This is a genomic window from Actinocorallia sp. B10E7 (genome assembly GCF_039871655.1).
GTDB lineage: Bacteria > Actinomycetota > Actinomycetes > Streptosporangiales > Streptosporangiaceae > Actinocorallia.
This window is the reverse complement of sequence record NZ_JBDPLZ010000007.1, coordinates 200,944-224,426: the sequence shown is the minus strand read 5'-3', so window position 1 is coordinate 224,426 and position 23,483 is coordinate 200,944. Positions and strand designations below refer to the sequence as shown.

Here is a 23,483-nt window from a genome sequence, read left to right as displayed (position 1 = left end):
TGAGCTGCTCGTCGGGGGATAGGTTCTGGCGGGACCACGGCGGAGGGAAGAGCGGTGCGGGTGAGGGTCGTCCTGGCGTTCTGCGTTCTCGGAGCCGGCGCGTGCGCCGCCGAGACGGAGCCGGGACTGCCCCCGGTGACGCCCGAGGCCTCCTATCCGCTCTTCGCCTCGCCCGGCCCCCAGGCGCCCGTCGCCGGGCCCGCCGACCAGAGCACCGACCGCAAGGCCCGGCTGGTGCTCCAGCGCATCCTGCGGGGCGCCGCCGCGGGCGAGACCGCGGTCTGCGGGTGGGTGGTCCCGGCCCACGCCAGGAAGCGCTTCGGCAAGCCGTGCGTCCGGTGGGTGGCGGGGCTCTCACCCGGGGACCGGGCGCGGTTGAAGAAGGTGAAGGTCCCCACGGCCGCCGCGGGGGCGGACGGGGGAGAGTGGATCGTCGAGCCCGCCGACCTGGTGTGGCCCGCGGGTGAGCCCGGGGGGCTCCGGCGGGCCCCGTATGTGATGCGGTTGAAGGGCGAGCGCTGGATGCTCGCGGGCTGAGCCCGCGCCGTCCACAGGCAGCCGCGGCAGGGCCGGTTGCCGTCGGCGGTTCGAGGTATACAGAGTTGAGAGCCGTCAGGGCCCCGACGACGGACCGAGCCGAGCCTGCGGAGAAGCCATGGACGCGGTGGCCGATGTTCCGGAACCGGTGAACGAACCGGTGAAGTCCTACGCTCCGGGCAGTCCGGAGCGGGCTCTCCTGGAGGAGAGGATCCGGGAGCTGGGCGGTGCCCGCCTGGACCTCACCATGACGATCGGCGGGGTCGAACGGCTCGGCGGCGGCGAGCCGATCGACGTGGTCGAGCCGCACGACCACCGCCACGTGCTGGGGACGATGCGCGACGCCACCGGTGAGGACGTCGCCGCCGCGGTCCGGGCGGCGCGCGAGGCCGCCCCGGGGTGGCGGGCGCTGAGCTTCGAGGACAGGGCCGCGGTCTTCCTGAGGGCCGCCGAGCTGCTGGCCGGTCCCTGGCGCCAGGTGCTCAACGCCGCCACCGTGCTCGGCCAGTCCAAGAGCCCCTACCAGGCCGAGATCGACTCCGCCTGCGAGCTGATCGACTTCTGGCGGTTCAACGTCGCCTACGCCCGCCGGCTGCTGGCCGAGCAGCCCGCCTCCCAGCCGGGCGTCTGGAACCGGATGGAGTACCGGCCGCTGGAGGGCTTCGTCCTGGCGATCACGCCGTTCAACTTCACCTCGATCGCCGCCAACCTGCCGACCGCGCCCGCGCTCATGGGCAACACGGTGGTGTGGAAGCCCTCGCCCACCCAGGGATTGTCCGCGCACTTCACCATGCGGCTGCTGGAGGCGGCGGGGCTGCCCCCCGGAGTGGTCAACCTGGTCACCGGCCACCACCACGCGATCGCCGAGGCCGCGGTGCCCCACCCCGATCTCGCCGGCATCCACTTCACCGGCAGCACCGCCACCTTCCAGAAGTTGTGGTCGGCGGTCGGGACGGGCATCGCCGGGTACCGCTCCTACCCCCGGCTGGTCGGCGAGACCGGCGGCAAGGACTTCGTGGTGGCCCACCCGTCGGCCGACCCGGGGCCGCTCGTGACCGCGCTGGTGCGCGGCGCCTTCGAGTACCAGGGCCAGAAGTGCTCGGCGGCGTCCCGCGCCTACGTCCCCCGCTCCCTGTGGAACCTGATCAGGGACGACCTCGCCCACGCCACCGAGTCGCTGACGATGGGCGACGTGGCCCGCGACCTCTCGCTGTTCATGGGCGCGGTCATCGACGCCCGCTCCTTCGCCAAGCAGCGGGCCGCGCTGGATCGGATCGGGCGCGACGGGGTCGAGCTGCTCGTCGGAGGCACCGCCGACGACACCGACGGCTACTTCGTCCGGCCGACGATCCTCACCTGCGACGACCCGTCGGACGAGCTGTTCACCAAGGAGTACTTCGGGCCGGTCCTGGGCGTGCACGTCTACGACGACGACGGCTACGAGGAGATGCTGGAGCAGATGGAGTCGGCGGCCGCCTACGGGCTCACCGGCTCGATCATGGCGAGGGACAGGGCCGCCATCGCCCGGGCCACCGAGAGGCTGCGCTTCGCCGCCGGCAACTTCTACATCAACGACAAGCCCACCGGAGCGGTCGTCGGGCAGCAGCCTTTCGGCGGGGCCAGGGCCAGCGGCACCAACGACAAGGCCGGCTCGATCTTCAACCTGGTCCGCTGGGTCAACGCCCGCACCATCAAGGAGACGTTCGTCCCGCCCGCCGACCACCGCTACCCGCACCAGGAGCGGACCGCGGGGGAAACCGGGGGGAGTTCGCAGAAGTAGGAGCTCCCGCCCATGGGTCGCGGGCCGGTTTCGTCCTACGATGTGCGCGTGCGCCGTGACCGTTTGATCCTCTGGAACCTGGACCACACCCTGCTCGACGCGGGGCGGGTGACCCGGGAGGCCTACGCCGAGGCGTTCACCGCGGTGACCGGCAGGCCCATGGTCCGGATGGCCCCGACGGCGGGGCGCACCGAATCGGAGATCATCTTCGAGACGCTGGCGTTCAACGGCGTCCGGACCGAGGACGAGCACCTGGACGCCTTCACCCGGGCGCTGGAGACGGCGTTCGCGGTCCGGAGGGACAAGGTGCGGGCGCACGCGCGGGTGCTGCCGGGGGCGGCCGAGGCGCTGCAGGCGGTGGGACGGCTGCCCGGGGTGGTCCAGTCGGTGCTCACCGGCTCGCTGGAGGCGACCGCCCGGATCAAGCTCGCCGAGCTGGGGCTCGACCGGCATCTGGACCTGTCCGTCGGCGGTTACTTCTCGCCGGTCTATCCCAAGGGCGCGACCATCGAGACGTCCCGGATCAAGGCGGCGCAGAAGTACGGCTCACCCGTCGCGGAGAGCGCGACGGTGCTGGTCGCCGACCACCCGCTGGACGTCCGGGCCGCGCAGATCGCCCGCGCCCGCTGCGTCGGCGTGGCCACCGGCACCGCCACCGAGACCGAGTTGCGCGGAGCCGGCGCCGATCTCGTCCTCCCGACGCTGGCCGACACCGCCGCTGTGGTCTCCGCCGTCGACAGGCTGACCCGGCCGCAGCCTTAGCGGCAGGCCTCCGGCCCGGGAGCGGCCTCGTGGGCGTCGTGCTCCGGGTCGTCCTGGCCGGAGTCGCCGGAGAGGGCGAACAGAGGGGAGCCCGGCCCCTGGGCGGCCATGGCGTCGCCCGGGTTGACCAGCGGGCACAGGTCGAGGGACAGGCAGCCGCAGCCGATGCAGCCGGTCAGGTTGTCGCGCAGCCGCAGGAGCACGGTGATGCGCTCGGTGAGCTCCCGTTCCCAGCCGCGTGAGAGCGCCTCCCAGTCCGACCGGGTGGGTGTGCGGCCCTCGGGCAGGACGGCCAGCGCCCGCCGGATGGCCGACAGCGAGATCCCCACCCCCTGGGAGCCCTTGATGAAGGCCACCCTGCGCAGCATGTCCCTGCCGTACCGGCGCTGGTTGCCGCTGGTGCGGCGGCTGTGGATCAGCCCCTCCTTCTCGTAGAAGCGCAGGGTCGAGGTGGCCACCCCGCTGCGTGCCGCCAGCTCACCGATGGTGAGCTCCTTCCTGATCCCCTCCGCCATGCCCAGACCCTAACCAAGCGGCACCCGCCGGTAGTTGTGAGTGAAATCACATGACGCTCCCGGGTCGTCCGGGAATCCCCGGTCGGGCCGGGGAACTGGAGGAAACTTCTGGTGGCAGAGCAACGAATGAGGGGTGCCGAGACGTCTGAGAGGGGAGGCGGCCGGGAACCGCGGTGACCGCTTCGGAGAAGTAACGATAGGAACGTCCTCTACTGCATGGAAGCCTCGCGCCGCTATACAGTCCATGCGAAACAAGGGTGTTTCAGACGGGGCTGAGGCGCGTAGGGGCTGTCCCACAGACAGGCGAGGCTTTGGTGTCTTTCATACAGAAGTCGGAATGACGGGGGATTGCTGGAGATGGTGGCGGCACTCAGATCTAGTGATCCGCTACGGCTGGGGCCGTACGACATAGAAGGCCGCCTCGGCGAGGGCGGCCAGGGGGTCGTGTACCTCGGAAGGCACTCGGACGGCGGCCAGCAGTTCGCGATCAAGCTGCTCCATCTGGAGTCCGACGACAAGGCCAGGGCGCGGTTCCTGCGGGAGGTCGAGGTCGCCAAGAAGGTGGCGCCCTTCTGCACGGCCCGGCTGTACGACGTCGGAGCGGACGGCGACCACTTCTACACGGTCAGCGAGTACGTGCCGGGTCCCAGCCTGCAGGCCAGGGTCCAGGAGTCGGGGCCGCTGTCGGGGGCGGAGCTGGAGCGGCTGGCCGTCGGCACCGCCACCGCGCTGGTCGCCATCCACCAGGCCGGGATCATCCACCGCGACTTCAAGCCGCACAACGTCCTGCTCGGCCCGGACGGGCCCCGCGTGATCGACTTCGGAGTCGCCAAGGCCACCTCGGCGTCCACCACGCTCACCAGCAAGGTCATCGGTACCCCGTCCTACATGTCCCCCGAGCAGGTCGAGGCCGACGAGGTGGGGCCCGCCAGCGACGTGTTCTGCTGGGCCTCCACCATGGTCTACGCGGCCACCGGCAACCCGCCGTTCGGCCAGGACTCGATCATGGCCGTGATCAACCGGATCGCCAACCACGAACCGGACCTGGGCGACCTCGACGGCCCGCTGCGGGAGCTGATCCTCGACTGCCTGGAGAAGGACCCCGCCGCCCGCCCCCGCACCCGCGACCTGCTGATGCGGCTGCTCGGCCAGGCCGACGGGATGCCCGGGGGCGCGCCCGGAGCCGTCCCGTCCGGCGAGACCACCGCGGTGCTCACCGTGGGCGCGGGGCTGGCCGACGGCGCCGACCCGAACGTCACCTCGCTCGACCCCGCGGCGGCCACCGGCGTCAAGGGCATGAGCCCGCAGGAGTGGGCCCGCCGCAACGGCGGGGAACTGCCTCCCGCCACGGTGACGGGCACCCATCCGCGCCGGGAGGCGCGCGCCCGCCGCGCGGCCAAGGTGCCGTGGTTCATCACGGCGGCCGCGGTGTCCTTCGCGGTCTTCACCGCGGGCGGCGCCGGCTTCGTGGTGTACAAGATCTCCGCGGACCAGGGGAAGATCTTCTCCCCGAAACCGGGCGAGACCAACAACGCCGAGGTCAACCCGCCGAAGAAGTCGCGCGGCCCCAGTTCGTCTCCCACGACGACCGACGAGAACGGCGACCCGGCCGTCTACACCACCACCGTGGTCCCGTCCCCGTCCTCCGGACCCTCCAAGTCCGGCGACGCCGACTCCGGCACCAAGGGCCCGCGGCCCAGCAACACCAGCAAGGAACCGGACGACCCCGCGGACCCGCCGCCCACGAGCAGGCCTCCCGTCCCCAGCCCGACCCAGACCCAGACCCAGGAGCCGACCCCGGACCCGACCACCCCGCCCGTGGACCCGGATCCCACCGTCCCCGTCAATCCCTGACGGGCTCGGCCGACCTTGGCCATCGCGGGGGAGAGCGGCACTAGGCTTGCTGAGGGTACGGGTTTCCACATCACAACGGAGTGATGAAGGGGTCGCTTCTCTCATGAGCAAACTCGATGTGGCCAAGGACGATCTGCTCCGCGAGGCCGCCGAGACCTGCGCCGACGCGTCCGAGCACGCCGCGGTGCTGCAGTTCCTCCGGCTCTACTACCGGCAGGTGGCTCCCGAGGACCTGCTGGGCAGGTACCCCGCCGACGTCCGCGGGCCGGCCCTGGCGCACCGGGAGTTCGGCCGGACGCGCCGGCCCGGCGAGGCCGGGCTGCGGGTGTTCACGCCCACGGTGGCCGAGCACGGGTGGGATCCAGGGTTCACCGTCGTCCAGGTCGTCAGCGACGACATGCCTTACCTCATCGACTCGCTGACCATGGAGCTGAGCCGGCAGGGCCACGCCGTGCAGCGGATCTTCCACCCCGGGCTGGGGGTCGACCGCGACGGGGAGGGGCGGCTGAAGCGGTTCCGGTTCAGCCGGGACATCATCGACGACATCGACGAGTCCTGGGTGCACATCGAACTGGACCGGATCGCCGACCCGGTGGTGCTGGCCGAGCTGCAGGCGGGCCTGGAACGGGTGCTGGGCGACGTCAGGGCGACCGACGAGGACGGCCCCGCGATGCGGGCCAGGGCCGCGTTGATCGCCGCCGACATCCAGAAGGACCCGCCGCCGCTGCCGCCCAAGGAGCTCGCCGAGTCGGTCGAGCTGCTGAACTGGCTGGCCGACGGGCACTTCATCTTCCTGGGGTACCGCGACTACGACCTGACCGAGGACGGGAGCGCGCTGCGGCCCGTGCCCGGCAGCGGCCTGGGCGTCCTGCGCGCCGAGAAGAAGGAGTCCGGCAGCTTCGCCGCGATGCCGCCCGAGGTCCGCGCCAAGGCGCGCGAGCCGAGGATGCTGGTGCTCACCAAGGCCAACAGCCGCGCGACCGTGCACCGGCCGCACTACCTGGACTACATCGGGGTCAAGCGCTTCTCCGGCGGCCGGGTGGTGGGGGAGCGGCGCTTCCTGGGCCTGTTCACCCACGTGGCGTACTCCGAGTCGATCTCCCACATCCCGGTGCTGCGCCGCAAGCTGGAGGAGGTGCTCGACCGGGCGGAGGTGAGTCCCGAGTCCTACAACGGGCAGGACCTCATCGAGATCCTGGAGGCCTACCCCCGAGACGAGCTGTTCCAGATCTCGGTCGACGACCTGGTGCCGATCGCGCTGGGCGTCCTGCGGCTGCGCGACCGCCGCCAGGTGAAGCTCTTCCTGCGCAAGGACGACTACGGGCGCTACATGTCGTGCCTGGTCTACCTGCCGCGCGACCGGTACACCACCCAGATCCGGCTGCGCATCCAGGAGATCCTGCGCAGCGCCTTCCACGGCGTCGCGGTCGACTACAGCGCCCAGGTGACCGAGGGCGTCCTGGCCCGGCTGCACGTGGTGGTGCGCGCCGAACGCGGGCACCCGCTGCCCGACGTGGACGTGGAGGCGCTGGAGCGGCGGCTGACGGCGGCCACCCGCTCCTGGACCGACGACCTGATCGAGGCGATCACGACCCGGCTCGGCGACGAGGCGGGGCGCCGCCTGTCGGTCAAGTACGGGGACGCCTTCCCCGAGGGCTACAAGGCCGACTTCCCGGCCGCCACCGCCGTCTTCGACCTCACCCAGCTGGACGCGCTCGGCGAGTCCCCCGGGGGCGCGCAGACGACCATGCGGCTGTATGAGCCCTACGACGCGTTCCCGGGGGAGATGCGGCTCAAGATCTACCACCGGGGCGAGCCGATCTCGCTCTCCCATGTGCTGCCGCTGCTGCAGAACATGGGCGTCGAGGTCGTCGACGAGCGCCCGTACGAGATCAGCACCGGGGACCGCAGGCGCTACTGGATCTACGACCTCGGGCTGCGCCACTCGATCTCGGAGGTCGAGGAGTTCCGTCTGCGCGAGTTGTTCCAGGACGCCCTGATGGCGCTGTGGCGCGGCGAGGTGGAGAGCGACGGCTTCAACGCGCTGGTCCTGCACGCGGGCCTCACCTGGCGGCAGATCATGGTGCTGCGGGCCTACGCCAAGTACCTGCGCCAGTCGGGCACCGCCTTCACCCAGAACTACCTGGAGCAGGTGCTGCGGGCCAACGCGCCGATCGCGCGGCTGCTGGTCGAGCTGTGGGAGTCCCGGCTGGACCCCGACCGCACCGAGGGCGAGCCGGAGCGCTCGGCCGCGATCGACGCCGGGCTGGCGGAGTCGCTGGACGGTGTCGCGAGCCTGGACGAGGACCGGATCCTGCGCAGCTTCACCGCCATGGTCAAGGCGACGCTGCGCACCAACTTCTGGCAGGGCAAGCCCTACCTGTCGCTGAAGTTCGACCCGTCCCGCATCCCGGACCTGCCGCAGCCCCGCCCCAAGTACGAGATCTTCGTCTACTCGCCCAGGACCGAGGGCGTGCACCTGCGCTTCGGCGCGGTGGCCCGGGGCGGGCTGCGCTGGTCGGACCGGCGCGAGGACTTCCGCACCGAGGTGCTGGGGCTGGTCAAGGCCCAGGGCGTGAAGAACACGGTGATCGTCCCGGCGGGGGCCAAGGGCGGCTTCGTCGGCAAGGCGCTGCCCGATCCCGCGGTCGACCGGGAGGCCTGGCTGGCCGAGGGCATCGCCTGCTACAAGGAGTTCATCTCCGGTCTGCTGGACCTCACCGACAACCTGGTGAACGGCGAGGTCGTGCCCGCGCCGAGGGTGGTGCGGCACGACGGCGACGACTACTACCTGGTCGTCGCCGCGGACAAGGGCACCGCCAGCTTCTCCGACATCGCCAACGAGGTCTCCCGGCAGTACGGCTTCTGGCTGGGCGACGCGTTCGCCTCGGGCGGTTCGGTCGGCTACGACCACAAGGCCATGGGCATCACCGCACGCGGCGCGTGGGAGTCGGTCGAGCACCACTTCCGCTCGCTCGGCCGCGACGTCCAGGCCGAGGACTTCACCGTCGTGGGAATCGGCGACATGTCCGGCGACGTGTTCGGCAACGGGATGTTGTTGTCCGAACACATCAAGCTGGTCTGCGCCTTCGACCACCGGCACGTCTTCCTCGATCCGGACCCGGATCCGGCCGTCTCCTTCGCCGAACGGCGCCGGCTGTTCGGGCTTCCGCGCAGCTCGTGGGCCGACTACGACACCGCGCTGATCTCCTCCGGCGGCGGGGTCTTCCCCCGGACCGCCAAGTCCATCACGCTCACCCCGCAGGTGAAGGCGGCGCTGGGCATCGGCGAGGAGATCGTCTCGCTCACCCCGTACGAGCTGATCAAGGTGGCCCTGCGGGCTCCGGTCGACCTGCTGTGGAACGGCGGGATCGGCACCTACGTCAAGGCCTCCACCGAGAGCAACGCCGAGGTCGGCGACAAGGCCAACGATCCGGTCCGGGTCGACGGCGCGGACCTGCGCTGCAAGGTGGTCGGCGAGGGCGGCAACCTGGGGTTCACCCAGCTCGGCCGGATCGAGTTCGCCAAGTCCGGCGGGCTGATCAACACCGACTTCATCGACAACTCCGCCGGGGTCGACACCTCCGACCACGAGGTGAACATCAAGATCCTGCTGGACCAGATCGTGCGCGACGGGCAGCTGACCGGGAGCCGGCGCGACGCCCTGCTGGACGAGATGACCGACGAGGTCGGCGCCATGGTGCTGCGGGACAACTACCGGCAGAACGTGGTGCTGGGCGGGGCCTGCGCCCAGGCCGGCGACATGATGCACGTCCACGCCCGCTACCTGCGCAAACTGGAGCGCGAGGGCAAGATCGACCGCAGGCTGGAGTACCTGCCGGACGAGAAGGCCATCGCCGAGCGGCGGCAGGCCGGCCAGGGCCTGTTCTCGCCGGAGTTCGCGGTGGTGCTGGCCTACTCCAAGCTCACCCTGGACCAGGAGATCCTCGCCTCGGACCTGCCCGACGACCCGTACCTGACACAGTGGCTGGTCGAGTACTTCCCGACCCCCCTGCGCGACAGGTTCCGCGAGCAGATGATGCGGCACCCGCTCCGGCGGGAGATCATCGCCACCCAGGTGGTGAACGACGTCGTCAACAACTCCGGCACCACCTACATCTTCCGGCTGAACGAGGAGACGGGCGCGTCGCCGGCCGACCTGGCCCGCGCCTACCTGGTGGCCCGCGAGGTCTTCCAGATGCCGCGGTTCTGGGCGGAGGTGGAGTCCCTGGACGGGCTGGTCGAGCAGCAGGTCCAGATCAGGATGCTGCTGGAGGCGCGCAAGCTCACCGAGCGAGGGGCGCGCTGGATGCTGCACAACCGGCGGGCGCCGTTCGACATCGAGGAGTCGATCGACTTCTTCTCCAAGGGCGCGCTGAGCCTGGTCGAGTCCCTGCCGGAGCTGCTCAGCGGACGGGACCTGGAGGCCTTCGAGGACCGGCGCGACGCGTTCGTCAAGCGGGGCGTCCCGGTCGAGATCGCCGATCAGGCGGCGATGATGGTGCCGGCGTACTCCACGCTGGACATCGTGGAGATCGCCCACGAGGCCGACCGCCCGATCAAGGAGGTCACCGAGGTCTACTTCGAGCTGGCCCACCAGCTGCAGCTGTCGCGGCTGCGGGACCGGGTCACCGCGCTGCCCCGGGACGACCGCTGGCGTTCGATGGCGCGCGGCGCGCTCCGCGACGACCTGTACGCCGCCCACGCGGAGCTGACCTTGGACGTGCTGCGCAAGACCGGCACGGCCGAGCCGGACGTCCGGCTGCAGGAGTGGACGACGAGGAACGCGGCGGCGGTGCGGCGGTCCCGGCAGACGCTCTCGGAGATCTGGGAGAGCGAGAGCTACGACCTGGCCACCCTGTCGGTGGCGTTGCGCGCGATCCGCACCCTGGTGCGGGCCAGCACCCTCCCCGACTGAGAGACGGCCGGATCCCGGCCGCCCGCCCCCGTGAAGAGCCGTGGAGCCGGGTGACAGGGCCCGGGTGAGAGAACAGAAGTACGCCGGTACGGAGCCGCAGCGGTCGGGAAGCTGCTCCGTACCGGCGTGGCCTTCGCGCCCGCCGATGGGCGTGGAGGGGTCAGCCGCTCTGCGCGGCGACCGTCTTGCGGTTGACGCCGACCACCGCGACCTGGCCCTCGCGGGGCACCGCGGCGAGGTACTGGACCAGGGAGGTCGAGGTCAGGCTCTTGCGGGCGACCTGGCCGCTTGGCAGCAGGCCCGCGAGTTCGCCGGCGACCGGGATCTTCTTGCCCTTGTAGTTCTCCTGCTGCTTGAGGGCGTACCAGGCGACGGCGCCGCCGTCCTGGGTGCGCAGCGCGTAGGCGGACTGCTCGGCCGGGGTGAACGAGGCGGAGAAGGTCATGCCCGACTTGCGCAGGCCCTTGCTGACCTTCTGCAGCACGTCGTAGGTCTGGGTGGTCTGCTGACCCGCCGCGAGGTGCTCGGCGCCCGCGGCCTGGGGGCCCTGGGTGAGCAGGGAGGCGTGCGCCCCGGGCAGGTCGGCGGGGCTGACCTGAAGGCCGTCCCGCGCCACCTGCGCGTAGCCGTCCTTGTCGAGCTGGATGCCCTTGATGGGGCTGGCGTTGCGGCGCTGCGGGTCGGCGGCGAGCTTCCACGCGCCGCCCTCCTCGAGGAAGAGCATGGCGTGCCTGATCTCGACGCCCCGGACGCGGGAGGCGGTGTCGACCACGAACCAGCGCGGGCCCGAGGCGATGCGGGGCACATAGAAGACCGGTTCGCTGAAGCTCGACGCCTCGGGTTTCTTGCCGTTCGCCTTGTACATCCGGTACGTCGCGGTGTCCATCTCCAGCTGGGATCCGGTGGTGATGGCGGGGAGCTGTGCCGGGTCGAGCGCGGTGTCGGCTTTCCGGTCGGCGGACTCGTACGTCTCGAAGACGCCCTTCGCCTTGTCCAGGCTGAGGGCTGGAGGCGGTGCCGCCTCCGCGTCCTTGGCCGCGCCGCCGCAGGCGGCGCTGAGGGCGAGCGGGAGAAACGCGAGCGCTGTGTACGCAGTGCGCATGGATGGCCTCGTTGGGTAAGGGACTTTGCGACGCGCAAGAGCATCGCACAGTGAGCACTCTATTACCCAGCGTTCAGGAACTTTCGATGCGAGTCGCCGCCCCGTCTTCGGCGATCACGGCCACCTTTTCGCGCTCCTTGCCCTTGCCGTCGGATTCGTCGGATTCGCCGGAGTTATTGGCCTTGCTGGGCTTATTCGGCTTAGGGGGTATCACCGCGGCGAACCGGAGGCTGCGGAACACGTGCAGCTCCCGGCCGGTGGGCTGCTCGCCGACCAGATGGGCGACGTCCTCGGGGACGTCGAGGGGGCCCTCCTCCTTCTGGCCGAGGCCCACGTCATGGGTCAGCGAGTACAGGACCAGGCAGCCGCCGTCCTCGGTGCGCAGCGGGAAGACCGGCTGGGAGGTCGCGGTGAACGTGCTGGTGTACTCCAGGCCGGCCTTGGCCGCCTTCTTCGCGGCCTTCTCGTTCTCGGTGTAGTAGCCCGTCGTGTACGGGCCCTCCTTCAACACCCGCGCCGAGTAGCTCTTGGGTCCGTCCTCGGCCACGGCGGCCTGCGGCGGGGCCACCAGGGAGGGAGCGATCAGCACGCTCTGGTCCTCGGGGGACAGGGCGGTGGCATGGCCGTCGGGGCCGACCTTCACCTTGGGGAGCTTGACGCCCCGGCCCGGCACCGCGACCAGGCTGAGCCGGAACCTGCCCTCGGCGGAGGACTTGACGAAGGCCATCAGGGTGGTCCTCCGGTCGCGGCTCACCGAGGCGACGAACCACTGCGGGTAGCCCTCCGCCTTCGGCACCCACAGCGTCGGCTTCCCGTAGACGTGGCGGGCGGGCGGGACGCCCTTGGAGGCGGCCTCGCGGTACTCGGAGGCGGTCACGGCCCGCTGGGAGTCGGACGCCCACGCCAGGGCCAGCCGCTCGTCGCCCGAGGCGCGGGCGAGATCGTCGTTGGCCGCCCAGACGGAGAAGGCCCGTGCGGCGCTCTCCGGCGTCAGCGGCAGGTCCGCGCTGGTGGTGGCGATCGCCACCGGACGGGCGTCGCGGGTCCTCTTCTCGCCGGCGCTGCACCCGGCGCCCAGCAGGAGCAGGGGGACCAGCGGGAGCGCCGTGGCCACCGTCGCGGTCGTGCGCACTGGCGCCCCCGTTTCGCTGTGGTTTCTACTCATGCCGGCGCTTGATTGTGCCATCACCCATCCTGCTCGGGTGGCCATGCCCAGCCGATAAGCTGAGCGAGTGGCAGCCATCGACCCCATGGAACAGATCAAGGAACTGGGCGCGACCCTCACCGGCATCGAGGCGGTGATGGATCTCGACGTCATGCGCCGTGACATCGCCGAGCTCAGGGACCAGTCCGCTGATCCTGACCTGTGGAGCGACCAGGAGCACGCCCAGAGCGTCACCCGCAGGCTGTCGAGCCTGGAGAGCGAGCTCGGGAAGGTCGAGTCGCTGCGCGGCCGGCTGGAGGACCTCGAGGTCCTCTACGAGATGGCCGCCGAAGAGGACGACCCCGACACCCGCGCCGAGGCCGACGCCGAGCTGGAGACCCTGGCCGCGGACCTGCGCACCCTGGAGGTGCGCACGCTGATGTCGGGCGACTACGACGTCCGTGAGGCGCTGGTGTCGATCAACGCCCAGGCGGGCGGCGTCGACGCGGCGGCCTTCGCCCAGCAGCTGCAGCGCATGTACCTGCGCTGGGCCGAGCGGCACGGCTACCCCACGGAGATCTACGAGACGTCCTTCGCCGAGGAGGCGGGCATCAAGTCCACCACCTTCGCGGTCAAGGCCCCCTACGCCTACGGCACGCTGCGCGGCGAGCACGGCACCCACCGGATGGTCCGGATCTCCGCCTACGACAACCAGGGCCGCCGCCAGACGTCCTTCGCGGGCGTGGACGTGGTGCCGGTCGTCGAGCAGAGCGACCACGTCGACATCAACGAGGACGACCTGCGGATCGACGTGTACCGCTCGTCGGGCCCCGGCGGGCAGGGCGTCAACACCACCGACTCCGCCGTCCGCATCACCCACCTGCCCACCGGCATCGTGGTCTCCTGCCAGAACGAGCGCTCCCAGCTGCAGAACCGGGCCTCGGCCATGAACGTCCTGCAGGCCAAGCTGCTGGAGCGCAAGCGCCAGGAGGAGGCCGACGAGCTCAACAAGCTCCGCGGCGAGGGCACCAGCTCCTGGGGGACCCAGATCCGCAGCTACGTCGTCCACCCGTACCAGATGGTCAAGGACCTGCGCACCCTCCACGAGGAGGGCAACCCCGAGCGCGTCCTCGACGGCTGGATCGACGACTTCCTCGAGGCCGAGATCCGCTGGCTCCGCAAGAGCGAAGCCGAGCAGAACTAGGATATTTGTCTGGTTTGTCGGCTTATGTCGATTTATATGTGATGAAGCCCGTCGAAGGCGGGGTCGCGTTCACGCCAGATGCGGGGCCAGGAGACCGAAGGCCAGGATCAGGACCAGGGCCGCGACGATCGCGAGCTGCTGGGGCGTGAAGGGGCCGTGGGAGTGGTGCAGCCGGCTCCGCGCGGCCCGGCAGCTGGGACAACGCCCCTCCTCCACGGGACCCGCGCAATAGGCGCAGATCAGGTGATCGCAGCTCATGATGCGCCCCCTTGATCCGAGTGTCCGACCGATGTCCCGAAGAGGGACTATCCATGCCAGTGTCACCCCTAGACTGCTCCAGAGCCAACTCCGAGGGGGACACCGTGGCCCATCAGCCCCTAGACTGGCGCACCGTGATGCAGCCGTGATCAATTTCGACAACGTCACCAAGGTCTACCCGAACCAGAACCGACCTTCCCTCCAGCACTGCAACGTCTCCGTTGAAAAAGGCGAATTCGTCTTCCTGGTGGGTCCGTCGGGGTCGGGCAAGTCGACCTTCCTCCGCCTGATCCTCAAGGAGGAGCGGCCGACGCAGGGCCATGTCTACGTGGCCGGCAAAGACCTCAACAAGCTGACGAACTGGAAAGTTCCCCATCTGAGGCGCCGGATCGGCTGCGTCTTCCAGGACTTCCGCCTGCTGCCGAACAAGAACGTCTTCGAGAACGTGGCGTTCGCGCTCGAGGTCATCGGAAAGCCGCGCCGGTTCATCGCCAAGGTGGTGCCCGAGGTCATCGACCTCGTCGGCCTCGAGGGCAAGCAGGGCCGGATGCCGGACGAGCTGTCCGGCGGCGAGCAGCAGCGCGTCGCGATCGCCCGCGCGTTCGTCAACCGGCCCATGATCCTGCTGGCGGACGAGCCGACCGGGAACATCGACCCCGCCACCTCCATCGGCATCATGAAGGTGCTCGACCGGATCAACCGGACCGGCACCACGGTGGTCATGGCCACCCACGACGCCGCGATCGTCGACGCCTTCCGCAAGCGCGTCGTCGAGTTGGAGGACGGCCGGATCGTGCGCGACCAGTCGCGCGGCGTCTACGGCCAGGCCTACTAAGGAACCCCCGATGAGACTGCATTTCGTGTTCCAGGAGATCTGGATCGGCCTGCGTCGCAACCTCACGATGACGATCTCCCTCATCATCACGGTGGCGATCGCCATGGCGCTGTTCGGCACCGGCATGCTGCTCAAGAGGCAGGTCGACTCCTCCAAGGGCTACTGGTACGACAGGGTCAGCGTCTCGATCTACCTCTGCTCCAAGAGCAGCTCCAACACCGGCTGCGCCAACAAGGACGCCACGGAGCAGCAGCGCAAGGAGCTCGAGGCGACGCTGGACGCGCTGCCCGAGGTCGCCGGCGTCGAGTACGAGAGCAAAGCCGAGGCCTACGAGCGCTTCAAGACGCTCTTCGCCAACACTCCCGGCTTCCTCGCGGCCACCAAGGAAGGCGACATCCCGGACTCGCTGCGGGTGCGGCTGGAAGACCCCTCGAAGTTCACCTCCGTGATCAGCGCGGCGGAGGGCTCCCCGGGCGTCGACCAGATCGTCAACGAGCGCGAACTGCTGGAGAAGCTCTTCCGCATCCTGGACGGCCTCCAGTGGGCGGCGCTGTTCCTGGCGCTGATCCAGGTGTTCGCGGCGGTCCTGCTGGTCGGCAACACCGTCCGGCTGTCGGCGTTCAACAGGCGCCGGGAGACGGGCATCATGCGGCTGGTCGGCGCCTCGAACATGTACATCCAGCTGCCGTTCATCCTGGAGGGCGCGATCGCGGGCCTGGCCGGCGGCCTCATCGCCGCGGTCCTGCTGGTCGGCAGCAAGCTCCTGCTGATCGACCGGCTCCAGAGCTCGCTGCAGTTCGCGACGCAGCTGACCTGGACCCAGGTGACCGGCGTCATCATCTTCTCGATCGCCGTGGGCGTGCTGCTCTGCGCGGGTGCGTCGTTCCTGACCCTGCGGCGCTATCTGAAGATTTAAGCTGCTGGGGTGACCCCTTGGTCCCGTGGGAAACCGCACAGGTGGTATCGCGGGGCGGCCTTCACGGCCGCCCTGCTCGCGGCGTACGGTCTGGGCGCGGCGACGGCCGAGCCCGTGCCCTCCCTGATCCAGCCGGCCGCCCATGACGACGGGCTGCTGGAGGAGGCCACCGACCGGATCGCCACCTCGGCGGACCAGCCCGTCTCCCGCGACGAGCTCCGCGAGGCGGCGATCACCGGGATGCTGCGCAGCCTCGGCGACCCCTGGGCCCGGTACTACCCGCCCCAGGAGTACGACGACTTCACCGGCTGGCTCAACGGCGACCACAAGACCGTGCTGCCCGACCCGCAGAGCGGCGACGTGGTCGTCGACCGGGAGGAGAGGCTGACCGTCATCCGGGTGGCGGTGTTCACCCGGGGGGTCGGCTCCCAGGTGCGGGCCGGGGTGTCCGGCAGCCGGGCGGTGGTCCTCGACCTGCGCGGCAACCCCGGCGGGCTGCTGGACGAGGCGGTGGACACCGCCTCGGCGTTCCTGGACGCCGGGCCGGTGGTGACGTACGAGCGCCGGGGTGAGCCCGCCAAGGTGATCAGCGTCACTTCTCCCGGCGATCCCCGGATTCCGGTCGTCGTACTGGTGGACAAGGGAACGGCGAGCGCCGCCGAGATCGTCGCGGGTTCGCTGCGCGACCGGGACCGGGCGGTGATCGTAGGATCGACTACCTTCGGGAAGGGAACCGTGCAGGAACCGGTACGGCTCTCCGACGGCTCCGCGGTGGAGCTGACGGTCGGGCGGTACCTGACCCCGGCGGGCCATAATCTCGAAGGAGTCGGGATAGAGCCGGACATCACAGCCGGCTCGTCCGACGCCGAGCGGCGGGGACGGGCCGTGCTGGACGGGCTGACCGGATCATAGGCAGGGGAGAGAACAGACAGTGCCTCGCGAGAAGGGCCAGAAGTACATCGCCCAGAACAAGAAGGCGCGTCACGACTACCACATCGAGGACACCTGGGAAGCGGGCATGGTGCTGACCGGGACCGAGGTGAAGTCGCTGAGGCAGGGCCGGGCGTCTCTCGTCGACGGCTACGCCGCGGTGGACGCGCACGGCGAGGTCTACCTCTACAACGTGCACATCCCCGAGTACTCCCAGGGCACCTGGACCAACCACAGCGCCCGGCGCACGCGCAAACTCCTGCTCAACCGGCGCGAGATAGACAAGATTCTCAAAGAGGGCGGCGAGCCCGGATTGACGCTGATCCCGCTTTCCCTGTATTTCAAGGACGGCAAGGCCAAGGTCGAGATCGCTCTCGCCCGGGGCAAGAAGGCGTACGACAAGCGGCAGACCATTGCCAAGCGCGACGCGGACCGGGAGATGGCCCGGGCCCTGCGCGCACGGAACCGGGGTCGGTGAGGGTGAGCAGGACGCGCAGGATCGTCGCGGCTTCGACGGGCGGGGCGCTGCTGCTGGGCACGTTGTCCGCCTGCGCGCAGTCCTCCCCGTTCACGACGGTCAAGGACTTCCTCGTCGCCTGGCAGGTCGGCAACTACGAGGCGGCCTCCAAGCACACCACCGGGGACCGCAAGGCCGTCGCCAAGGCGCTGGCGGACGTCAGGACCCAGCTCGACGCCGCCTCGCTGCGGCTGCGGCTCAAAGCCGAGAGCACCCCCGGCGCGCCCGACGACAAGGGCCGCATCGCCAAGACCTCCGACAGCGAGGCCCAGGCCAGGTTCCAGATCCGCATCGACCTCGGCGAGAACGGCAGGCCGCTGGAGTACCAGGGGCAGATGACGCTCAGGCTCATCGACGGAGTCTGGAAGGTCGTCTGGAGCCCCTCGGTCATCCACCCCCAGCTGCGTGACGGAGAGCGGCTCGCGGTGGTCACCCAGTCGCCCGAGCGGCAGGTCATCCTGGACGCCAAGGGCAGGCAGCTGCTCAAGAAGGTCAAGACCGACGTGTTCGGGGTGGTGCCGCAGCGGCTCCAGAACCACGACACCGTGGTCAAACGCATCAGCGAGATCACCGACCAGGACCGCGACCGGCTCAAGGGCCGCATCCTGTCCGCCCCGCCGCGGACCTTCCTGCAGCTCGCCGAGTTCCCCCACAACAGCCCTGAGGCCCTCAAACTGCGCCAGGTCGCAGGCCTGGAGGTCAAGCCCGAGGACAAGCCCACCCAGCCGCGGCAGGCCGCCGAGCTGATCGGCCGGATCGGGCCCGCCACCACCGACGTCCTCAGCCTCGTCGGAGCGCCCTACCAGCCCGGCGACACCGTCGGCTCCTCAGGCCTGCAACTGCTCTTCCAGCGGCGGCTCGCCGGCCTCCCGTCCGTCAAGGTCGTGATCCTCGACGCCAACGGCAGCCAGCGCAAGGAGATCCGGGACTTCACCCAGGGCGAGGACGCCGCGGTCCAGAGCCAGAGCGGCCAGGAGACGGCCGAACCCGGCCCCGTGCGCACCACCCTCGAGCGGGACATCCAGTTCCGGGCCGAGAACGCCCTGAGCTCCCTCGACGCGCCCGCGTCCCTGGTGGCCGTGCGCAGCGACACCGGAGCGGTCCTGGCCGCGGCCAACCACCGGACCGACGGAGAGAACCGGGCCTTCGAAGGGCTCTATGCGCCCGGCACCACCTTCAGCCCCGTCCTGGCCGCCGCCCTGGTCTCCAGCAAGCACGAGAAGGCCACCAGCGAACAGGAATGCGTCGCCGAGACCACCGTCGGCGGCGTCGTCTTCACCACCGAGGCCCGGCCCAAGTCGAGCCTCGGCCTGGACGTCGCCAACGGCTGCCGCACCTCCCTGGCCCAGGCCGGCGCCGGACTCGACGGCGACGCCATCAACGCCGCCCTGCAGAAGTTCGGCCTGACCTCCTCCAGCCCGTGGAACCTGTCGAGCGTCAAGAACCAGCGGGCCCAGGGCCTGGCCACCACCACCGCCACCGAACGCGCCCAGCTCGCCGTCGGAGAAGGCGACGTCAAGGTCAGCCCCCTGACCATGGCCCTGATCGCGTCCGCCATCCAGAACGGAACCTGGAAGGGGCCCCTCCTCATCCAGGATCCGCAGCCCACCGTTTCCGAAACACCCCAGTACATCGACCCGGCCAGCCTCACCGAACTTCAGAAGATCATGGGGATGGGCGTCAGGAACGGCACGGCCAAGACCGCCGCGTCCGGCCGGAAGAAGTTCCGCGAAGGCCTCGCCACCACCGTCACCGACGCCCAGGGCGAGACCGTCTCCTGGTTCGTCGGCTACTACCAGAGCGCCGGCATCGCACTCGGCGTCGCGATCGCCGTCGAAGGCGAGGCGGACGCGGCGAAGATCGCCTCCGACTTCGTCAACGCCTCGCCCAAGCCCCGGACGCAACCCCAGGGCGGAGAGGCCCCCACCACCGTCCAGCAGCCCTGACCGGCCGCCCCCGCGACGGCGGGAGACCGGAATAACGTTGGCAACCCCCACGTTCACCAGATAGAGTTCAACCGTTGACAACAGAACATGGGGGTGACTGGTTTCGACTGCGGTAGTCGTGCCAGGAGAAGCGGGCCGAGGGGTGCGATTGCGACCTCGTTAATCCTGCGATCGCAAACCAACAAGTGCCAACTCTAAGCGCACTGAGTTCGCCCTCGCCGCCTGAGCGAGTAGCGACTCTGTCGGCCTAGGAGAGTCTCCGACCTAGGACCCGGCATCGTTAGGGGACTCAACCTTCCGACCCGGTCGCGGGGCCGGAAGGGAAACCAAACAGCGACTGAGCCTGTCAGTGACATGCCTGCGAGAGCACTGGGGCCGAGAAAACGACTAGCAAGGCTGCGCCCGGAGAAGACCTGACCCACTGCTGTAGGACCAGGGTTCGATTCCCTGCACCTCCACTCGACGACGACCCACCGTGGTCGCGCCCCTTCGGGGCGCTTCCCGGTGGGTCGTTTTCGTCATTCCCCTCGGGGGGGGCGACCCCCCGGGCCCCCCGGTGTGGGGGCTGCGCCCCCACGCCCCCCTCCGGGGGTGCTCTGGGGTGGGGGATCTGTGGAAAGTGGTTTGTCCGGTGGTCCGGGGGTCCGGGGGTCCGGTGGTCCGGGGGTGCTCTGGGCTGGGGTGGTCGGGGTGGCTGGGGAAGTGATCTGTGGTTCTTGCCACGGGGGTAGGGCTAAGTTGTTATCGACTCGCGGCGTCCTGAAACTTGGTCTTCGCGTAGCCTGTGCCGCATGTCCGATCAGGGGGAACTTTCGGCACGTCCGGAATACGGAGTCGAAGGTGGAGCCGTGCAGCAGGAGAACGAAGGTGCCGGGAACGGGACGCCCGTAGAGGGGCGTACCGGGCCGCAGGCCGTTTTCGCCGAGCCTACGCAGTCGGGGGCGCATCCCGTGGTCCAGGAACCCGAGGACCCCGCCGAGCCTTCGATCGGCACGCCGGTGGCGGGCGCCTTCGACCGGGGGACGGAAGAACGGGATAACGGCCAGGAGGGAACCCCCGGATCGGTGGCGCCCGTGCCGCCTGCGCCCGTTCCGGCCGCGCCCTCCGGGGGATCCCGGGGAGAGGACGCGGACTTCGGCGGGCTCGACGACGGGCCCGGGGTCGCGCGGTACGCGGGAGTCGACCTTTCCGGGCCGGCGGAGCCGCCCAAGGCCGGGATCCCCAGCAGCGGGAACTGGCAGATGCCCGAATGGATGCGGGAGGAGACCGAGGCCAACCGCGCCGCGAGCGCGGAGACGGGCGGCGGATTCGACGAGCAGGAGATGCGGAAGGACCGGTCGCGGACCTTCCTGTTCGCCGGGCTCGGCGCGCTCGCCGTCGTCGGGGTCGTCGCGCTCGGGATCTTCGTGGTCAAGGGCAACGGGGACAGCGGTGAGGCCGAGGTGAAGGCCCGGCCGGGCATCACCACGCCGAGCACCGGGCAGACCGGGCAGGCCGAACCGCCCCCGCGCAAGAAACTGATGACCTTCAAGGGCGGCGGCTCCCCGGTCACCGGAGTGCTCGCCGACCCCAACTCCGGGCTGAGCGTGCCGCAGCTCGGCGGAGGCTGGGTCGAACCGACCAAGAAGAACAAGCTCGCCCAGTCGGGCTGGTCCGGCCAGCAGATCCTGGTGACCGAGAAGAAGGGCACCCAGCTGTGGTACGGGACCGTGCTCACCTCCCCGCTGGGGCCGGTGGAGCGGCGGATCTGGGCCAAGGGCGGCGACCTGGAGCAGAACGCCGCGGCGGTCGCCTCCAGCCTCGAGGACCGGCTGTACGGGTTCCCGCACAAGACCAGCGAGCTGGCCTCCCAGCCGCTGAAGGCCGGCGGCCGTGACGGCTGGCTGGTCGCCCGCTACCTCAAGTACGACCGGGCCCCCGTCCGGTCGACCGCCGAGGTCGTGGTCACCGTGCTGGTCGACACCGGGAAGCAGTACCCGTCCGTGCTGTTCGTCTCCATGCCGAACACCCACAAAACCCTCTGGCCGGACATCAACACGGTGATCTCCCAGCTCAAGGCGGGTTGAGTTACCGGCCGGTTAGGGTAACCGAATGCCGTTCTAGTACTCTCTCCTCATCCCCGAAAGGTGAGGAGCTGAGCAATGGCCATCGGCCTGACCGAAGAACATGAGGCTCTGGCCGCGTCCGTACGCGGTCTGGCCGAACGGCACATCGCCATCGAGACGGTGCGGGCGGGCGAGTCCCGGCCCGCGTTCTGGGGCGCGCTGGCGGCCCAGGGGCTCCTCGGCCTGCATCTGCCCGAGGAGCACGGCGGCCAGGGGTTCACCCTGGTCGAGCTGGCCGTCGCCACGGAGGAGCTGGGGCGGGCCATGGCGCCCGGCCCGTTCGTCCCGACCGTGCTCGCCTCCGCGCTGCTGGCGGGTTCCTCGGCCGCCGAGAAGCACCTGCCCGCGCTGGCCGACGGCTCCAGGACGGCGGCCGTGGCGTTGAGCGCCGAGCTGACCCGTGACGGGCAGAACGTGAGCGGCACCGCCGAGTTCGTCCTGGGCGGAGAGGGCGCCGACCTCTTCCTGCTGCCCGTCGGCGACGAATGGGTGCTGATCGAGGCCGCCGACGTGACGGTGACGCCGCAGGACAGCCTGGACGTCACCCGGGGTGTGGCCTCGGTGACCGTGGACGGCGTCGCCGCCGAGGCCCTGACGGGCGTCGGGGACGTGCGCGCGCTCTCGTCCGTCATCCTGGGCGCCGAGGCGTGCGGCGTGGCCGGACGGGCGCTGGACGAGGCGGTCGCCTACGCCAAGCTGCGGGAGCAGTTCGGCCGGCCCATCGGCCAGTTCCAGGGCGTCAAGCACAAGCTCTCCCGCATGCTCGTCTCTCTGGAGCGTGCCAGGGCCGTGGTGTGGGACGCCGCCCGCTCCCTCGACCCCTACGCCGTCGAGTCCGCCGCGTGGCTGGCCGCGGACGCCGCCGTCAAGTGCACCGCCGACAACATCCAGGTCCACGGCGGCATCGGCTACACCTACGAGCACGACGCGCACCTGTTCTACCGGCGCGCCCTGACGCTGCGCGCCCTGGTCGCCAAGGACGGCGCGCGGCTGGCCGCCCTGGTGCTCGACGAGGGCGTGCGGCCCGAGGCCGTGGTGGAGCTGCCCGCCGACGCCGAGCCGCTGCGCGAGAGCGTCCGCGCCCGCGTGGCCGAGCTGGCGGCGATGGACGTCACCGCCCAGCGCGCCGCGATGGCGGAGGAGGGCTGGGTCACCCCGCACCTGCCCAAGCCCTGGGGCAAGGACGCCGGGCCGCTGGAGCAGATCGTCATCGCCCAGGAGCTCAAGGCCGCCAAGGTCCGCCCCGTCCCGCTGATGATCGGCGCGTGGGTGGTGCCGTCGCTCGTCCAGTACGGCACGGACGAGCAGCGGGAGCGCTTCCTGCCGGCGACGCTGCGCGGCGAGCTGATGTGGTGCCAGCTGTTCAGCGAGCCCGGCGCCGGCTCGGACCTGGCCGGGCTGAAGACCCGGGCGGTCAAGGTCGAGGGCGGCTGGGAGATCACCGGCCAGAAGATCTGGACGTCTTTGGGCCAGTACGCCCAGTGGGGCATCTGCCTGGCCCGCACCGACCCGGACGCCCCCAAGCACGAGGGCATCACCTACTTCCTCGTGGACATGAAGAGCGCCGGGGTGGACGTCCGCCCGCTCAAGGAGCTGACCGGCGACGAGATCTTCAACGAGGTGTTCCTGGACTCGGTGTTCGTCCCGGACGACCTCGTCGTCGGCCCGATCGGCGCCGGCTGGCAGGTCGCCCGCAACACCCTGGCCAACGAGCGCGTCGGCCTGACCTCGTCGTTCCAGCTCGGCGGCGACATGGCCAAGCTCATCAGCATGATCGGCGAACTGGGCGTCGGCGGCGACCCCAAGGTGCGCGAGGGCCTGGCCGAGATGGCGGTGGACGAGCACTCGTACCTGATGCTGGGGCTGCGGGCCACGCTGAAGCAGCTGTCGGGCACCGACCCGGGCGTCACCGCGACGGTCCGCAAGCTGGTCTCGATGGAGCACGGCCAGCTCGTCACCGAGTTCGGCTTCGAGCTGCTGGGCACCCGCGGCGTGCTCACCGGCGGCAGGAAGAGCGAGCTGCCCCTGCGCTGGACGCGCTACCTGCTGGCCTCCCGGGCGATGACCATCGGCGGCGGCACCACCGAGATCAACCTCAACGTGATCGGTGAGCGCATCCTGGGCCTGCCGAAGGACGCCTGAGCCGACCGGCGCGGGCCT

At 70.3% G+C, this 23,483-nt stretch carries 17 protein-coding genes and 1 other RNA gene; 14 read left to right on the top strand and 4 right to left on the bottom strand.

The window, feature by feature from the left end:
- Positions 1 to 54: 54 nt before the first annotated feature.
- The 3 genes from ABGB12_RS24860 to ABGB12_RS24850 all read left to right on the top strand — a co-directional run bounded on the left by ABGB12_RS24860 (position 55) and on the right by ABGB12_RS24850 (position 3,079).
- Entirely contained in the window at positions 55 to 537 is a 483-nt protein-coding gene (locus ABGB12_RS24860) for a hypothetical protein (protein ID WP_347681850.1), read from the top strand.
- A gap of 118 nt (positions 538 to 655) precedes the next feature.
- The gene (gene pruA, locus ABGB12_RS24855; RefSeq protein ID WP_347681849.1) at positions 656 to 2,317 is read left to right on the top strand and encodes an L-glutamate gamma-semialdehyde dehydrogenase; all 1,662 of its coding nucleotides are present in this window, start codon (positions 656 to 658) and stop codon (positions 2,315 to 2,317) included.
- Between the two features lie 48 nt (positions 2,318 to 2,365).
- Entirely contained in the window at positions 2,366 to 3,079 is a 714-nt protein-coding gene (locus ABGB12_RS24850; protein ID WP_347681848.1) for a haloacid dehalogenase-like hydrolase, read from the top strand.
- On the opposite strand, the gene soxR is transcribed toward ABGB12_RS24850, so the two are convergent.
- Positions 3,076 to 3,594: a redox-sensitive transcriptional activator SoxR gene (soxR, locus tag ABGB12_RS24845; RefSeq protein ID WP_347681847.1), complete on the bottom strand. Its 519-nt coding sequence runs from the start codon at positions 3,592 to 3,594 to the stop codon at positions 3,076 to 3,078. The genes ABGB12_RS24850 and soxR overlap by 4 nt on opposite strands.
- A 357-nt stretch (positions 3,595 to 3,951) precedes the next feature.
- Here soxR and ABGB12_RS24840 point away from each other — a divergent pair, with 357 nt between their 5' ends.
- The gene (locus ABGB12_RS24840; RefSeq protein WP_347681962.1) at positions 3,952 to 5,448 is read left to right on the top strand and encodes a serine/threonine-protein kinase; all 1,497 of its coding nucleotides are present in this window, start codon (positions 3,952 to 3,954) and stop codon (positions 5,446 to 5,448) included.
- A 103-nt stretch (positions 5,449 to 5,551) separates the two neighbouring features.
- The gene (locus ABGB12_RS24835; protein WP_347681846.1) at positions 5,552 to 10,366 is read left to right on the top strand and encodes an NAD-glutamate dehydrogenase; all 4,815 of its coding nucleotides are present in this window, start codon (positions 5,552 to 5,554) and stop codon (positions 10,364 to 10,366) included.
- A 160-nt stretch (positions 10,367 to 10,526) separates the two neighbouring features.
- Here ABGB12_RS24835 and ABGB12_RS24830 read toward each other — a convergent pair whose 3' ends face one another.
- Both ABGB12_RS24830 and ABGB12_RS24825 read right to left on the bottom strand, forming a co-directional pair.
- Complete coding sequence (locus ABGB12_RS24830) at positions 10,527 to 11,468, bottom strand: hypothetical protein (RefSeq protein ID WP_347681845.1); 942 nt, start codon at positions 11,466 to 11,468, stop codon at positions 10,527 to 10,529.
- 73 nt (positions 11,469 to 11,541) lie between these two features.
- The gene (locus ABGB12_RS24825) at positions 11,542 to 12,600 is read right to left on the bottom strand and encodes a hypothetical protein (protein WP_347681844.1); all 1,059 of its coding nucleotides are present in this window, start codon (positions 12,598 to 12,600) and stop codon (positions 11,542 to 11,544) included.
- Positions 12,601 to 12,700: 100 nt separating this feature from the next.
- On the opposite strand from ABGB12_RS24825, the gene prfB reads away from it, so the two are divergent.
- Positions 12,701 to 13,816 (top strand): peptide chain release factor 2, encoded by a 1,116-nt coding sequence (gene prfB, locus ABGB12_RS24820; RefSeq protein ID WP_347681843.1) that lies wholly within the window; start codon positions 12,701 to 12,703, stop codon positions 13,814 to 13,816.
- 69 nt (positions 13,817 to 13,885) lie between these two features.
- Here the strand turns inward: prfB and ABGB12_RS24815 are convergent, their stop codons facing one another.
- Positions 13,886 to 14,074 (bottom strand): hypothetical protein, encoded by a 189-nt coding sequence (locus tag ABGB12_RS24815; protein ID WP_347681842.1) that lies wholly within the window; start codon positions 14,072 to 14,074, stop codon positions 13,886 to 13,888.
- A gap of 145 nt (positions 14,075 to 14,219) precedes the next feature.
- Between ABGB12_RS24815 and ftsE the strand changes: the two genes are divergently transcribed.
- The 8 genes from ftsE (at position 14,220) to ABGB12_RS24775 (ending at position 23,465) form a co-directional block, all read left to right on the top strand.
- Positions 14,220 to 14,909 carry a cell division ATP-binding protein FtsE gene (gene ftsE / locus ABGB12_RS24810; RefSeq protein WP_347681841.1) on the top strand — a complete coding sequence of 230 codons (690 nt, stop codon included), beginning with the start codon at positions 14,220 to 14,222 and terminating at the stop codon, positions 14,907 to 14,909.
- A gap of 10 nt (positions 14,910 to 14,919) precedes the next feature.
- Complete coding sequence (gene ftsX / locus ABGB12_RS24805; RefSeq protein WP_347681840.1) at positions 14,920 to 15,825, top strand: permease-like cell division protein FtsX; 906 nt, start codon at positions 14,920 to 14,922, stop codon at positions 15,823 to 15,825.
- 9 nt (positions 15,826 to 15,834) lie between these two features.
- On the top strand, positions 15,835 to 16,737 hold the full coding sequence (locus ABGB12_RS24800) for a S41 family peptidase (protein ID WP_347681839.1): 903 nt from the start codon (positions 15,835 to 15,837) through the stop codon (positions 16,735 to 16,737).
- Positions 16,738 to 16,756: 19 nt separating this feature from the next.
- Positions 16,757 to 17,233 carry an SsrA-binding protein SmpB gene (gene smpB, locus ABGB12_RS24795; RefSeq protein WP_347681838.1) on the top strand — a complete coding sequence of 159 codons (477 nt, stop codon included), beginning with the start codon at positions 16,757 to 16,759 and terminating at the stop codon, positions 17,231 to 17,233.
- A gap of 2 nt (positions 17,234 to 17,235) precedes the next feature.
- The gene (locus ABGB12_RS24790; RefSeq protein WP_347681837.1) at positions 17,236 to 19,218 is read left to right on the top strand and encodes a penicillin-binding transpeptidase domain-containing protein; all 1,983 of its coding nucleotides are present in this window, start codon (positions 17,236 to 17,238) and stop codon (positions 19,216 to 19,218) included.
- 89 nt (positions 19,219 to 19,307) lie between these two features.
- Positions 19,308 to 19,679, top strand: a transfer-messenger RNA (tmRNA) gene (ssrA, locus tag ABGB12_RS24785).
- A gap of 387 nt (positions 19,680 to 20,066) precedes the next feature.
- Positions 20,067 to 21,284, top strand: coding sequence for a hypothetical protein (locus tag ABGB12_RS24780; RefSeq protein WP_347681836.1), 1,218 nt, complete (start codon positions 20,067 to 20,069; stop codon positions 21,282 to 21,284).
- Positions 21,285 to 21,359: 75 nt separating this feature from the next.
- Positions 21,360 to 23,465 (top strand): acyl-CoA dehydrogenase, encoded by a 2,106-nt coding sequence (locus tag ABGB12_RS24775; protein ID WP_347681835.1) that lies wholly within the window; start codon positions 21,360 to 21,362, stop codon positions 23,463 to 23,465.
- Positions 23,466 to 23,483 lie beyond the last annotated feature (18 nt).

Excerpts from the sequence above, each read along its gene's own strand:
- ABGB12_RS24840 (WP_347681962.1), top strand. The coding sequence starts at position 3,952 with ATGGTGGCGGCACTCAGATCTAGTGATCCGCTACGGCTGGGGCCGTAC.
- soxR (WP_347681847.1), bottom strand. The coding sequence starts at position 3,594 with ATGGCGGAGGGGATCAGGAAGGAGCTCACCATCGGTGAGCTGGCGGCA.
- ftsX (WP_347681840.1), top strand. The coding sequence starts at position 14,920 with ATGAGACTGCATTTCGTGTTCCAGGAGATCTGGATCGGCCTGCGTCGC.
- ABGB12_RS24775 (WP_347681835.1), top strand. The coding sequence starts at position 21,360 with ATGGCCATCGGCCTGACCGAAGAACATGAGGCTCTGGCCGCGTCCGTA.
- ABGB12_RS24835 (WP_347681846.1), top strand. The coding sequence starts at position 5,552 with ATGAGCAAACTCGATGTGGCCAAGGACGATCTGCTCCGCGAGGCCGCC.
- ABGB12_RS24830 (WP_347681845.1), bottom strand. The coding sequence starts at position 11,468 with ATGCGCACTGCGTACACAGCGCTCGCGTTTCTCCCGCTCGCCCTCAGC.
- ABGB12_RS24815 (WP_347681842.1), bottom strand. The coding sequence starts at position 14,074 with ATGAGCTGCGATCACCTGATCTGCGCCTATTGCGCGGGTCCCGTGGAG.
- pruA (WP_347681849.1), top strand. The coding sequence starts at position 656 with ATGGACGCGGTGGCCGATGTTCCGGAACCGGTGAACGAACCGGTGAAG.